The sequence below is a fragment of the Psychrobacter sp. NPDC064578 genome, assembly GCF_044901245.1.
Classification (GTDB): Bacteria; Pseudomonadota; Gammaproteobacteria; order Pseudomonadales; family Moraxellaceae; genus Psychrobacter; species Psychrobacter cibarius_C.
Window position 1 is genome coordinate 374,063 of record NZ_JBJDPI010000003.1, and the last position, 12,672, is coordinate 386,734.

The 12,672-nt window shown below is 43.7% G+C and carries 11 protein-coding genes; 6 read left to right on the forward strand and 5 right to left on the reverse strand.

Features of this window, described 5'->3' with window-relative positions:
- Window positions 1–86: 86 nt before the first annotated feature.
- A complete protein-coding gene (locus ACI2JM_RS05235; protein ID WP_404642608.1) occupies window positions 87–1,037 on the reverse strand; it encodes an acetyltransferase in 951 nt (316 codons plus the stop codon).
- A 390-nt stretch (window positions 1,038–1,427) separates the two neighbouring features.
- Between ACI2JM_RS05235 and ACI2JM_RS05240 the strand changes: the two genes are divergently transcribed.
- Window positions 1,428–2,243, forward strand: a complete 816-nt coding sequence (locus ACI2JM_RS05240; protein WP_404642610.1) for a DUF817 family protein — start codon at window positions 1,428–1,430, stop codon at window positions 2,241–2,243.
- Between the two features lie 149 nt (window positions 2,244–2,392).
- Here ACI2JM_RS05240 and ACI2JM_RS05245 read toward each other — a convergent pair whose 3' ends face one another.
- From ACI2JM_RS05245 to ACI2JM_RS05255, 3 genes are read right to left on the reverse strand one after another with little or no spacing between them, the layout of a single operon-like run.
- The gene (locus ACI2JM_RS05245) at window positions 2,393–3,031 is read right to left on the reverse strand and encodes a phosphoadenosine phosphosulfate reductase family protein (protein ID WP_101205909.1); all 639 of its coding nucleotides are present in this window, start codon (window positions 3,029–3,031) and stop codon (window positions 2,393–2,395) included.
- Window positions 3,032–3,089: 58 nt separating this feature from the next.
- A complete protein-coding gene (locus tag ACI2JM_RS05250; RefSeq protein ID WP_201560870.1) occupies window positions 3,090–3,680 on the reverse strand; it encodes a DUF934 domain-containing protein in 591 nt (196 codons plus the stop codon).
- The gene (locus ACI2JM_RS05255) at window positions 3,673–5,358 is read right to left on the reverse strand and encodes a nitrite/sulfite reductase (RefSeq protein WP_404642613.1); all 1,686 of its coding nucleotides are present in this window, start codon (window positions 5,356–5,358) and stop codon (window positions 3,673–3,675) included. The genes ACI2JM_RS05250 and ACI2JM_RS05255 overlap by 8 nt, the downstream gene beginning before the upstream one ends.
- Before the next feature lie 343 nt (window positions 5,359–5,701).
- Between ACI2JM_RS05255 and sat the strand changes: the two genes are divergently transcribed.
- A complete protein-coding gene (gene sat / locus ACI2JM_RS05260) occupies window positions 5,702–6,964 on the forward strand; it encodes a sulfate adenylyltransferase (RefSeq protein ID WP_404642615.1) in 1,263 nt (420 codons plus the stop codon).
- Window positions 6,965–7,100: 136 nt separating this feature from the next.
- Here the strand turns inward: sat and ACI2JM_RS05265 are convergent, their stop codons facing one another.
- On the reverse strand, window positions 7,101–7,607 hold the full coding sequence (locus ACI2JM_RS05265; RefSeq protein WP_227676055.1) for a hypothetical protein: 507 nt from the start codon (window positions 7,605–7,607) through the stop codon (window positions 7,101–7,103).
- A gap of 404 nt (window positions 7,608–8,011) precedes the next feature.
- Here ACI2JM_RS05265 and ACI2JM_RS05270 point away from each other — a divergent pair, with 404 nt between their 5' ends.
- The 4 genes from ACI2JM_RS05270 (at window position 8,012) to cysW (ending at window position 12,638) form a co-directional block, all read left to right on the forward strand.
- Window positions 8,012–9,169, forward strand: coding sequence for a sulfate ABC transporter substrate-binding protein (locus tag ACI2JM_RS05270; protein WP_404642617.1), 1,158 nt, complete (start codon window positions 8,012–8,014; stop codon window positions 9,167–9,169).
- Window positions 9,170–9,419: 250 nt separating this feature from the next.
- Entirely contained in the window at window positions 9,420–10,514 is a 1,095-nt protein-coding gene (locus tag ACI2JM_RS05275) for a sulfate ABC transporter substrate-binding protein (RefSeq protein ID WP_201560866.1), read from the forward strand.
- Between the two features lie 283 nt (window positions 10,515–10,797).
- Window positions 10,798–11,682 carry a sulfate ABC transporter permease subunit CysT gene (cysT, locus tag ACI2JM_RS05280; protein WP_404642618.1) on the forward strand — a complete coding sequence of 295 codons (885 nt, stop codon included), beginning with the start codon at window positions 10,798–10,800 and terminating at the stop codon, window positions 11,680–11,682.
- The gene (gene cysW / locus ACI2JM_RS05285) at window positions 11,682–12,638 is read left to right on the forward strand and encodes a sulfate ABC transporter permease subunit CysW (protein ID WP_404642619.1); all 957 of its coding nucleotides are present in this window, start codon (window positions 11,682–11,684) and stop codon (window positions 12,636–12,638) included. The genes cysT and cysW overlap by 1 nt, the downstream gene beginning before the upstream one ends.
- Window positions 12,639–12,672 lie beyond the last annotated feature (34 nt).

Genomic DNA, 12,672 nt, shown 5'->3' on the forward strand with positions numbered 1-12,672 from the left:
TGTGATGAACTTGACCTATCACGTAAGGCATTTGATTTACGTGATAGGCGTAAGAATATCAAACATCTTTAACCGGATGCCAAAACCTATTCAAACTCACTCAGCATCTTAGTCATACGGGCATCTTTTTGTTGCCAGATATCCTCTAACCAGTCAAACATCATTTTTTTGGTGGTTTCATCACGGTCATAGCCGCCGTCCATGATGGCAGCAAATAATTCGTCTGGTATCTTTAAGCGAGTCACATCGACGCCCAAACGGCGAATATTGCCTTTCCATAAATCATCATAGTCAGGCGCGCCGTCTGGGTAGACAATGGTCACGTCTAAGATAGAATCCAACTCAGTGCCTAACGCATTAATTGCTAATGACAAACCGCCAGCCCGTGGTTTTAACAAATGCTGATAAGGGGATTTTTGTTGGTCATGTTTTTCTTTAGTAAAGCGCGTCCCTTCCAAATAGTTTAATAGCGCGAAAGGTTTGTCCTTTAATTGACGACAAGCACGCTTAGCCTCAAGCAGGTTTTGTTTTTTAAGCTCTGGATTCTTGGCCATCGCTTTGGCAGAAAAGCGCTTCATCATCGGAAAGTCTAAGAAATAAAAGGCTTGACCGATGACAGGAATATAAATCAGATTAAACTTGGTAAAAAACCGTGTCAGAGGCAGGGTGTCTTGGCTGATATATTGCACAATGCTGGTATCAACCCACGATTGATGGTTGCTTACCAATAGATACTGCTTGTCTTCGCTCAGATCGTCAGGCAAGTTAATGCGCCAGTCTTTGTGAGGTAGCGCATGATCAATGACGGCGTTGTTACTATTAATCCAGTATTTGGTAATCGCAATCAGCGCATCATCCGCAGCTTTTGCTCCTGTCAATACTTTTGCCGCTCCCAAAGTCCAGATGGGCAGACCCACCATCGCACTATTGACCGTGAGAACACTCGTACCAGTTAAAAAAGAGGCGGTCTTGCCTACCGCTGGTAGCTTATCGTGCAGTTTTTCATAGAGTGAATCGATTTTTTTTATAAAAGACATAATAAATATCCATATTGATGAGCGCGAGTGCCTATAAGGAAATAAAAAAGGATGAGTAACTTTGTCCATGATACGGCTTTATAGCGTCGGTTTAATGCCGAGCAGCCACTGAGGCAAGCCATAGAATACCGCAATGTTAGACAATAAAACGTTCAAGAAACGTTAATTATTCAAATGCTGACTTCTTTATACAGATAGAGATATTCAAAAACTATAGAAAATTGTCTATTAAGCGGACTATTTGCTATAGTTTGGCGGCCTCTAATGAATACTTTATATAATAAGCTATTGTGAGGAAGAGGAGGATGTATGTCATGGTTCACCATAGCGTATTAAGCGAGCTGTTAAAGCAATAAACGGTAGTCAATATGATTGTAGTGCTAATCTAAGGTGTTGAACATTATTCCGCGTGGCGCCGCGCTGAGTTTAGCGTCTGCTTTGTTTGGCATACTTTTATTATTGGCTTTTGTACTGACTCATCAAATAAGCTGGTCGGTTCTTGGCATCTATCGCTACGATCTCTTGTTGGGATACGCTTTAATTATTCAAGTCTTTTTGGTTTATTTCAAATTAGAAACGCCGCGTGAGGTATGGGTCATTGCTATTTTTCATATCATGGCCATGGCAATGGAGCTGTTTTTAACCCATCCCAAAATTGGTTCTTGGTACTATCCTGAACCATCCATTTTTAGAATTGCCACTGTGCCACTTTTTGCCGGTTTTATGTATTCGGCCGTAGGTAGTTTTTTAGCGCGTGGCTTAAGATTGTTTAATGCCTCTTTTACCGACTTGCCACGTTTACTATGGGTGAGTGTATTGGTTATTTTTTCTTATGCCAACTTCTTCACTAAGTTTTTTGTCCCTGATATTCGCAATATATTGTTCATCGCTTCGATAATTTTATTTTGGAAAACCAGAGTGTTTTTTCAAATCCATCACAAAAATAATCTTCAACTGCATGATACCAAGCAATATCAATGTCCATTTTTACCATTACTGTTGTTCCTCGCTTTTTTGGTTTGGTTGGCAGAAAATATTGCTACTTTTACCAATATTTGGCGTTATCCCTCACAAGCAAATGTATGGCATATGGTAGGTTGGGGTAAGCTGGGCTCTTGGTACTTATTACTTATGTTAAGTCTAGTGTTGGTTTTGGCAGTCATGGGCAAAAGGGATGAGAAAGGCGGCTGGCAGTTAGTTCGATAATTTTGATACTTGCGTGTGTCCTCATTATTTTGGCAGTAGCGCTTGAATGATATATTCAAATTTTGTGGGACTGAATATTGAATCGACTATGACAATAAAAAACACCTCTTATATCTAAGAAGTGTTTTTATCGTAAAACTACGAAATACCTAAAGCTGAGTATGCAAGCCACACTCACGGCTTTCTTCTACTTTCGTTGGATCAAAGTAGTCATGCTCGTTTGGCAAGTTGTGCTCATCTAAGTACACGTCTAGATCAGCATCTGTTTTTTCAAACAATGGCGCTACCTTTAGTACGCCGTCTTTTGATAAGCTAAGTACATCAAGCCCTTGACGGAATTCTGTTTGGTCTTTACGAATCGCGTTAAACCATACGTCAGGCTTTAGCTCAGCAAGGGCGCGGCGGAATGGCTCAAGTTTCACTTGTTCAGTGAACTCGCCATGTTGCGGGTTGTCAATGCCTGGGATGCCATTCATGGTGGCGTCACGATGGGCAGCGGTTTGTTTTGGAATATACGTCACGACGTTGAGATCAAGATCACGAATCAATTTGTTGGCAAACTGATAGGTCGCATCGGTGTTATAGCCTGAATCTACCCACAATACCGTGATGTCAGGGCGCTGCTTGGCAACCAAATGCAAGATCGCTGACTCATAAGGACGGAAGTTGGTGGTGATGATTGGGTTTTTGGCTTGCGTCAATGCCCACTCAACGATTTGCTCAGGTGATTTACCTTGCAAATCTTGGTTTGCTTGGTCGATATCTAGGTTTGGGTGTAATTGGCTCATAATACATTCCTTAATAATTGTTAATATAAAAATAGCGATTTGATAGTGAATAATAAAATCAGTTTTTTGAGAACATCGGTAATGCTGAAGCGTCTCGACCATCATAGCTACTGGCTAGGGCAGTGAAGGCTTGGCTAATATCAGATTTAGCATCATGCTCATTGAGTACAAAGCTGGTCGCACCAGCGCGCAGCAAATAAGCGATTTGATCACGACCAAACGCGCCTGCCATGCGAATATCACCTTCATAACCAAGCTGACGCAGGGTCTGTGCAAAACTAAAACCGCGACCGTCTACAAAACTTGGGACATGAATGACGATCAAGTCTTGCGTCAATAAAAATTCTTTTACATCAGGCAGATCATCAGCATCGGTGTTGGATGTGATCCACACACCCAATCGGCTGCTGTGCTGCTTGAGGATATCCAATACTTGCGCGAGCAAACCGTTTGCCAGTTTGCCATCAGCATTTAATAAATCTGCTAGTGGGACAAGTACATCAACTTTTTCTTGTTTGTGTAACAGCTCAAGTAAGGTCAGGTTTGATAACGCGATACCGTCAGGCAGCTGCGCTGTCGCTAGCGCTTGCCAAGTATCTTCGCCACTGATGTCTGCGCCATGGCTATCAAGCACATGATGATTAGCCATAGACCTTCTCCTTAAAGGGGGCGATACCAACGCGGTCAATCACGTCACCAAAACCCTCAACATCTTGTTCGTTAGTGCCGCGTATATCGAGATACACATCTAAAATGGTTTGTAGCGTGCTGGCCACATCATCCGCTGGCACCGCTTTTCCTAAGATTTTGCCCAATTTGGCGTCATTACTAGAGTTACCGCCAAGGCTAATCTGATACCAGTGCTCGCCTTTTTTATCCACACCCAAGATGCCGATATCACCTGTGTGATGATGGGCGCAAGCATTCATGCAGCCTGACATGTTTAGGCGAATATCACCAAGATCATACAAGTAATCTAAATCATCAAACTGCTTTTCGATTTGCTCAGCGATATTGTGCGTCGTTGCATTGGCCAGTGAGCAATAATCCCAACCTGGGCAGACAATCATGTCGGTTAAGGTGTTGATATTGGCGCGTGCTAAATGCAAATCTGATAGCTGCTGCCACAATTCATAAAGCTCATTGGTTTGCACATCAGCGAATACCAGATTTTGCTGATACGTACCGCGCAATTCACCAAAGCTATAACGATCAGACAAATCGGCAAGCGCATCCATTTGCGCATCACTCAAGTCACCTGATGGCACATAACGACCGTCCACCAGTCCGGCTTTTAAAGAGATCACTACCGCACGGTAACCGTCCACCTTATGTGCCACGGTGTTTTGCTTATACCAATCAGCGAAATCTTTATTGTCTGCCAATTGTGCTTGCAACTCTGATTGTACTGCGAGCGCATCAAATGACTGATAATCAGGCATGCTAAAGCTGCTAGCAGCGGTGTCAAAATTCTCTTCAGTCAAGGTAAGCGGGCCATCTTTAGTATGTGCTTCCCACTCAGCCTCCACCAATTTGCCAAACTGATTGCCACCTAAGCTATCAACCAAAATTTTAATACGGGCTTTGTACTTGTTATCACGGCGACCATGCAAGTTATAAACGCGCAAAACGGCATCCAGATAGCTGAGTAAATGCTCACGAGGTAAAAACTTGCGAATCGTTTTGCCGATAATAGGGGTACGCCCGAGGCCACCACCAACGATCACTTCAAAGCCAAGCTCGCCTGCGTCATTGGTAACGACATGCAGACCCACATCATGGACTTGCGTCGCAGCTCGATCCGCTTCGGTACCGATGACTGCAATTTTAAATTTACGTGGTAAAAAGGCAAACTCAGGGTGGAAGGTTGACCACTGACGGATAATCTCACAATAGGGACGTGGATCAGCGATTTCTTCTTTATGAATACCAGCATATGGATCGGTGGTTGTGTTACGAATACAGTTGCCCGAGGTTTGGATCGAGTGCATCTGTACTGATGCCAGCTCTGCCAAAATATCTGGCACGTCTTCTAGCTTTGGCCAATTCAGCTGAATATTGGTACGGGTAGTGAAGTGTCCATAACCTCTATCATATTTACGGGTAATCTCAGCCAATTTTCGCAATTGGTAGCTGGCAAGTAGCCCGTAAGGAATAGCGATACGCAACATCGGTGCATAACGCTGAATATAAAGGCCGTTTTGTAATCGCAGCGGCAAAAACTGCTCTTCTGGCAGCTCACCTGCCAAAAACCGCTCGGTTTGGTCGCGAAATTGGGCAACTCGTTCCTCTACCAAAGTCTGGTCAGCGTAATTATATTGATACATGACGTAATCTCAGTTTTGTTTTTAATCTTAAAATCAGCGACGAAAATGATTTGCGTGTGTAATAGGTTTTATTGCCGTTCGCAATGTAAATAATTCAGCTATACATCATATAAGCTTGTACCCAGAAACATAAATTCCTTTCAGACATATCCATATCCAAACACAGCATAAATTTTCATAACGAAAGTTAGGTAGCCTATGCGTATCAAATTTAATGCCCAGTCGCTAGTACGCTACTTATTATCTAGCGACGGCTTTCTTCTCAGTTTTGTACATTTAATCGCTTTTGCATTTTTGCCCATCTCTTCCAACCATTCTTTTTATAAGAGGTTTTAATAACTATATGTCTCAAACTCAAAGCCAAACCCAATCACAATTCAAATCAAAGCTGGTTCCACCACATGGTAGTGCAGAGCTTAAACCACTGTTGTTAGAAGGCGAAGCACGCGATCAAGCATTAGAGCTTGCCAGCACATTGCCGACCATCACCTTAAGCTCACGTGAGCGTGGCGATTTAATCATGTTCGGTATTGGTGGTTTCACTCCGTTAAATGGTTTTATGAATCAAGCGGACTGGCAGGGCGTGGTAGACAACATGCGTCTGCAAAGCGGTGAAAACGCAGGTTTGTTTTGGCCAATTCCTATCACTTTGTCTGCGCCAAAAGAGACTGCGGATAATTTGAGTCAAGGCGACAAAGTAGCCTTGGTCGCTCAAGATGGCGAAGTCATGGGTATCTTGACGGTAGAAGAGACTTATACCATCGATAAAGAGCATGAGTGTCAGCAAGTATTTACGACCACGGATTCAGAGCATCCAGGCGTACAACAAGTATTGAACCAAGAAGCCGTCAATATTGCCGGTAGTGTTGAAGTGCTGAGCGAAGGTGAGTTCCCAACGTTATATCCAGAAATCTACAAAACGCCAGCAGAAACGCGCGCAATTTTAGATGCTAAAGGCTGGAAAACAGTGGCTGCATTCCAAACGCGTAATCCAATGCACCGCTCACATGAGTATTTGGCCAAGATTGCGATTGAGATCTGTGATGGTGTGTTGATTCATTCATTATTAGGGGCATTGAAACCTGGCGACATCCCAGCAGAAGTTCGTCAAGAAGCCATCAAAACCTTGATCGACAACTACTTTAGACAAGATACCGTTATCCAAGCAGGCTATCCGTTGGATATGCGCTATGCTGGCCCACGTGAGGCATTATTACATGCGCTATTCCGTCAAAACTATGGCTGTAGCCATCTGATTGTCGGTCGTGACCATGCGGGTGTCGGCGATTACTACGGTGCGTTTGATGCGCAAACTATTTTTGAACACGTTGGTAAAGACGACCTTATCACCCAACCGCTCAAAATTGGCTGGACGTTCTGGTGTAACGCTTGTAACGCGATGGCATCAGACAAAACTTGCCCGCATGACGCCTCTGAGCACGTTAAAGTGTCAGGTACTAAGCTGCGTAAAGCGCTATCAGAAGACGAAGATGTACCAGATAACTTTAGCCGTCCAGAAATACTACAAATTTTGCGTGACTACTATGCCGGCATTGCAAAAGAAGAGCGTGCTGAAGTTAAATTAACGGGTGCATCTGCGGTATAAGGGCAGATCATCAGTATAAATAACCCGTACTAAGCCAGTCATAAAAAAGGTGTCAGACTTATTGTCTGGCACCTTTTTGTTTTTATCACTACTTTTGAAATGAAAAACACGTCCTAACACATGCTAGCGATGACTATTAAATCTCCAAACCTACTGCCAGCTTTTTATATTCTCCAGCAAGCGAGCCTCCACCTGAGCAAAAATAGTTCAGTGCATACTTGTCTGGGCTGTCGATGATGAGGGTGTCATCCTTAAATTGAAAAAAAGCCGTGCTGTCATTTACCTTTGACTGAAAAATCATACCATGAGCAGTATCTTGCCCCATGAATGTCGCTTTACCATCGAAGTGACAAGTAGGTTTTTTGATATCGCTGCGTGAGCGAACTCTAATGTCAATCTGTCGATCACCATCTGCTCGTACCATCACGCCAACCCAATCATAGCCTTGCGCGCGCTTTTCATAACCTTCATCAGCATAATCTCCAACGACTGCTTGCACAGCTGGCATGACATCGGTTATCGGTTGTTTTATAGCTTGGTGATTCACGCTAGGTGTCACGTTATTACAGCCACTTAAGGCAAACAGAGCCGCCGATGTGGTGAAAAATACTGAAAAAAAGCGTGAGTGACGAGGTGGAGACATGATCATTTAAGTACCTTTGATAAAGGAGTGATTAAGAGGAATGGTCGTTATCTAAACGCAACGCCTAACAGCATGGCTGTAAGGATATTAGTTGACCACTACAAGAGATAGTATCGTTTACATAAAGGCTCGTCTATATAGTAAGCAATACCATTACTTACTCAAAAGTGTCTGCTCATCACTATAGCGCAAAATACTTAGAAAAAATAAGCCTTGTGAAATAATTAATAAAATGACTTATGCCAAGTTAATCACTCGATAAGCGCATTTGTCACTAAGCATTTGACTCACATGCTGTTAGCATATTTCTCATTATCCATAGAACCGCATCCAAAGAATTATGCGCATTAATAAGATTGTTAATGCTGTGGAAAACGCTTCTATCAACATTATCGAGAGCACCCATGCAACCAGATAACAAAAGTATTCAGCAAATATCTCAAAAGCGTCATTTTGCTAACCTGCATATCCTTATTGAGGATAAAAAGACGCCAACGCCGCTCGCCAATATCAGTGTTAAATTTGGTAGCGTACTGGCGTTTGCCATGTTAATGACAGGCTGTAATCCTACCGAAGCCATTCAACAAGACGGCTCGAACGCAACGGGTGATGCAAAAAATATCAGTTTATTAAATGTCTCTTATGATGTATCACGCGATTTTTATAAAGATTATAACGCTTTATTTAGCGCAGATTATCAGCAAAAGCATTCAGACAGTCAGGTAAATATCAACCAATCACATGGTGGCTCAAGCAAACAAGCGCTGTCGGTTGCCAATGGTCTGCAAGCAGATGTAGTGACCTTAAACCAAGAAAGTGATATGAATCTGTTGGTTAAAAAAGGCTTGGTTGCCTCTGATTGGCAGCAAGCGTTCCCGAACAATGCGGTGCCTTATACCAGTACCATGGTGTTATTGGTGCGCGATGGTAACCCCAAAAACATCAAAGACTGGTCGGACTTGGCGCGTAACGATATCGACGTGGTGATACCAAACCCGAAAACCAGTGGTACTGCGCGTTATGCGTTTTTGGGTGCCTATGGTTACGGATTACATCAATTTAAAGAAACAGTGCAAAGTCCTGCCAAAACGGATGATTTTATCAAAAAACTGCTGGCAAATGTGGTCACTTATGACAATGGTGCGCGTGCAGCAACGACCAGCTTTACTCAGCGCGGGCTAGGGGATGTACTTATTACGACCGAAAATGAAGCACATTTAGCCGCCCAGCAATTTGCAAAGGGTAAAGTTGACATTGTCTACCCAAGCTACTCTATTGTGATTGCTAACCCAGTAGCGGTTGTAACGGTAGTGACTGACAAAGGTGGCAAGACGGAAGCGGCGAATGCTTATCTAAAAGGGTTATGGGACACCCCAGCACAAGAACTTATGGCACAGATGTATATGCGTCCAAGTAATCCACAAGTGCTGGCAGCTCACAAAGGAACCTTACCTGATATTGAGACTTTTGAGCCGGTAGCAGTATTTGGTTCTTGGGAGCAGATCATGAGCACTTTCTTTGTCGATGGTGGGCGTTTTGATCAGCTGGCAAGAGTGAAGTAGGGAGCCGTTTATCAAGAGATTGTCAATGGCCTGATACATACTCAAAGTGCTCAATTTGTATGAGCCAGAGCGGGTAGTTAGTAGTGTGTCAGCGTTATGTATTAACGATACTATTTAAGTGATTGATAACCTTGTATTTATCCCTTTGTTATTCCATTTTGGCAATAACATACGCATATTCATCATTAAACATAATAAGATGGCACTGTTAGCATACTTGCATTACTTAACAGATACCTTTGAGGGATTTATGACATACGCTTTGCACTATCAACAAAAAAGTAAAAAACGTAACGTCTTGAGCATTGCAGGCGTTGCATTAACCTTGGGGCTGGCTGGCTGTAGCAATAGCGAGACAGAGACGACTGCTAATGCAGATGGCACCGCTGCCACAGAAGGTCAAAATATTGAGCTACTGAACGTCTCATATGATGTGGCACGTGACTTTTATAAAGACTACAACCCATTATTCGTTGAGCATTATAAAGCGGAAAATCCAAACAGCAATATTCTAATCAAGCAGTCACATGGTGGCTCAAGCAAACAAGCGCTGTCGGTTGCCAATGGTCTGCAAGCAGATGTCGCTACCATGAACCAAGGCTCTGATATTGAGTTACTTGAGAAAAAGGGTTTGGTTGAGTCAGATTGGGAAAGTAAATTCCCAGACAATGCCGTTCCTTTTACCAGCACCATCGTATTCCTAGTCCGTAAAGACAATCCAAAAGGTATCAATGACTGGGAAGATTTGACCAAAGAAGGCGTTGAGATCGTCATGGCAAATCCAAAAGTGACCGGTAATGGTCGTTATGCGTTCTTGGGCGCTTATGGTTATGGCTTACATGCTTTTGATAAAAACGAGACCAATGCCAAAAACTACGTGAAAGACATGCTCAAAAACGTCAAAGTTTATGAAAATGGCGGGCGCGCCGCGACCACCACTTTCGTTCAACGTGGTATTGGTGATGTCCTAGTGACTTTTGAAAATGAAGCCAACCTTGCCGCCACTGATTTCGGTGCGGGTAAAGTAGATATCGTTTATCCTAAATACTCTATTAAATCAGAAAGCCCTGTTGCGATTGTCAAGTCAGTGACAGATAAAAAAGGCACAACGGATGCCGCAAAAGCTTATCTTGACTACTTATGGAGCGAGCCTGCCCAGCAGCTAGCAGCCAATCTATACTTGCGTCCTAGCGTCAAAAGCGTCCTTGATAAAAATGGTGATAAATTACCACCAATCGAAACCTTCCGTCCAAATGATGCCTTTGGCACGTGGGATGAAATCATGGGTACCTACTTCAGCGATGGCGGTGTATTCGACCAGCTCGCCATTAACGCACCGCAGTAATCACTTGCTAAGTGCATAAGAGAAGCTACTGCGCTAGCAAATGCAGTCAGTCACACCGTTAGTCATGCAGAACCTTATAAAGGACATGGTCATATACGCTATGTCCTTTATACCGTAAGCACACTAATAACTACCTGATAGCATGGTTTTATGGACGACATCATCGTTAAATGCTTTCTGTTAAGTGCTCTTTTTAAGTATCAATAGTGAAAACCCACGTGAAGCAATAACAATAAATAGTAATCATCGCTAAGTACGATTGGTTAGGCAATAGGACATCATTATGAGTGCAAAAACATCTCCTGCCAGCGAAGCCCCTGCAAAAAAAGGGTGGTTAACACGTTTGCGCCAACGCAATGTGCTGCCAGGGTTCGGCCTGAGCATGGGTATCACGGTCTTTAGCTTGTCGCTACTGGTGGTATTACCGTTTGCCATGATGGCCTACACCACGACTCAGATGGGTTGGACTGGATTCTGGGAGACGATTAGTCAGCCGCAAGTCACTGCTGCTATCAAGCTAAGCTTATGGATGTCATTTTTGGCGATGCTGACCAACATGGTGTTTGGCACATTGGTCGCTTGGGTACTCGTACGCTACGAGTTCTGGGGTAAGTCGTTGATTAATGCGCTAGTTGATTTACCATTTGCATTACCAACGGCGGTCACGGGCATTTCGCTTGCGACCCTTTATGCCCCTAATGGTTTGATTGGTCAGTGGTTTGATAAATTTGGCATTCAGGTCGCCTTTACACCTATAGGTATTTGGCTCGCCTTGGTTGTGGTCAGTTTCCCCTTTATTGTCCGTGCGGTACAGCCTGTACTCGCTGAGCTATCGGTCGAATTTGAAGAGGCAGCCGCGGTATTGGGCGCCAATCGTTTTACGACGTTTCGCAAAGTAATTTTGCCAGAGCTTTTGCCCGCTTTACTCATGGGTGCAGGCATGATGTTTGCTCGTGCCACTGGCGAGTACGGTTCGGTTATCTTTATCGCTGGCAATATTCCCATGCAATCAGAGATTTTACCGCTCATTATCATTAGTAAACTAGAGCAGTTTGATGTTCAAGGGGCTTCTGCAGTTGCATTATTTATGCTACTGATCTCATTTGTGATCTTATTGACCATTAACATTATGCAGTGGAAACTGTCGCGCCGTGTAGGAGCTCGCTAATGCAAATATCTAATAGCTACGACTACCAGAGCAACGCAGCGACTAAAGATACGCCATGGATACGTCTTACCTTTATCGTCATCGCAGTGCTATTTATGGTCATCATGTTGGTCATTCCTTTACTGGCTGTGTTCTATGAAGCCTTTAAAGGTGGCTGGCAGTTGTATATTGCCTCGCTGGTTGATCCAGAAGCCCTGCAAGCCATTAAACTGACGTTAATTACCGCGGCTATCGTCTTGCCGATTAATATGGTAATGGGTATCGCCATTGCATGGTTAGTGACGCGCTATCAGTTTAAAGGTAAGCAGCTGGTCACCACCTTGCTTGATCTGCCATTTTCAGTATCACCCGTCGTTGCAGGTTTGATGTTTGTTTTACTATTCGGACTCAATTCCACCATTGGCGGCTGGCTTGAAAGCATGGGTTTCCAAGTCATTTATGCGGTTCCAGGTATTGTATTGGCAACGCTGTTTGTTACTTTCCCTTTTGTAGCACGTGAGCTGATACCGCTGATGCAGACGCAAGGCGACTCTGAAGAGCAAGCGGCATTGACCTTGGGCGCAACTGGTTGGCAGACGTTTTGGCATGTGACATTACCCAATATCAAATGGGCACTACTTTATGGTTTGATTTTGACCAATGCGCGGGCAATGGGTGAGTTTGGGGCGGTGAGTGTGGTATCTGGTCATATTCGCGGCGAGACCAACACCATGCCACTACTGGTTGAGATTGCTTACAATGATTATAACTTTACCGCCGCTTTTGCCTTATCAAGTCTACTAGCTGCATTGGCATTGGTGACGTTGCTTATTCAACAAGTCATGACTAAGCTACAAGAGCGCAAATTTGCCAAGTCCGAACGGCTGGCAAGTGTGCCTGAGTTACTGGTAAGTGCCAACGCTACTAAGGCTACCAATACTACTGATGCAACAACCACTGAAATTTCAGATAAATGATAAGCAAAATTATCTACACTTGGTCTGCACAAGT

Bases quoted from the DNA above. Each gene is read 5' to 3' on its own strand.
- ACI2JM_RS05235 (WP_404642608.1), bottom strand. From the start codon at position 1,037: ATGTCTTTTATAAAAAAAATCGATTCACTCTATGAAAAACTGCACGAT.
- ACI2JM_RS05245 (WP_101205909.1), bottom strand. From the start codon at position 3,031: ATGAGCCAATTACACCCAAACCTAGATATCGACCAAGCAAACCAAGAT.
- ACI2JM_RS05250 (WP_201560870.1), bottom strand. From the start codon at position 3,680: ATGGCTAATCATCATGTGCTTGATAGCCATGGCGCAGACATCAGTGGC.
- ACI2JM_RS05255 (WP_404642613.1), bottom strand. From the start codon at position 5,358: ATGTATCAATATAATTACGCTGACCAGACTTTGGTAGAGGAACGAGTT.
- sat (WP_404642615.1), top strand. From the start codon at position 5,702: ATGTCTCAAACTCAAAGCCAAACCCAATCACAATTCAAATCAAAGCTG.
- ACI2JM_RS05265 (WP_227676055.1), bottom strand. From the start codon at position 7,607: ATGTCTCCACCTCGTCACTCACGCTTTTTTTCAGTATTTTTCACCACA.
- ACI2JM_RS05270 (WP_404642617.1), top strand. From the start codon at position 8,012: ATGCAACCAGATAACAAAAGTATTCAGCAAATATCTCAAAAGCGTCAT.
- ACI2JM_RS05275 (WP_201560866.1), top strand. From the start codon at position 9,420: ATGACATACGCTTTGCACTATCAACAAAAAAGTAAAAAACGTAACGTC.
- cysT (WP_404642618.1), top strand. From the start codon at position 10,798: ATGAGTGCAAAAACATCTCCTGCCAGCGAAGCCCCTGCAAAAAAAGGG.
- cysW (WP_404642619.1), top strand. From the start codon at position 11,682: ATGCAAATATCTAATAGCTACGACTACCAGAGCAACGCAGCGACTAAA.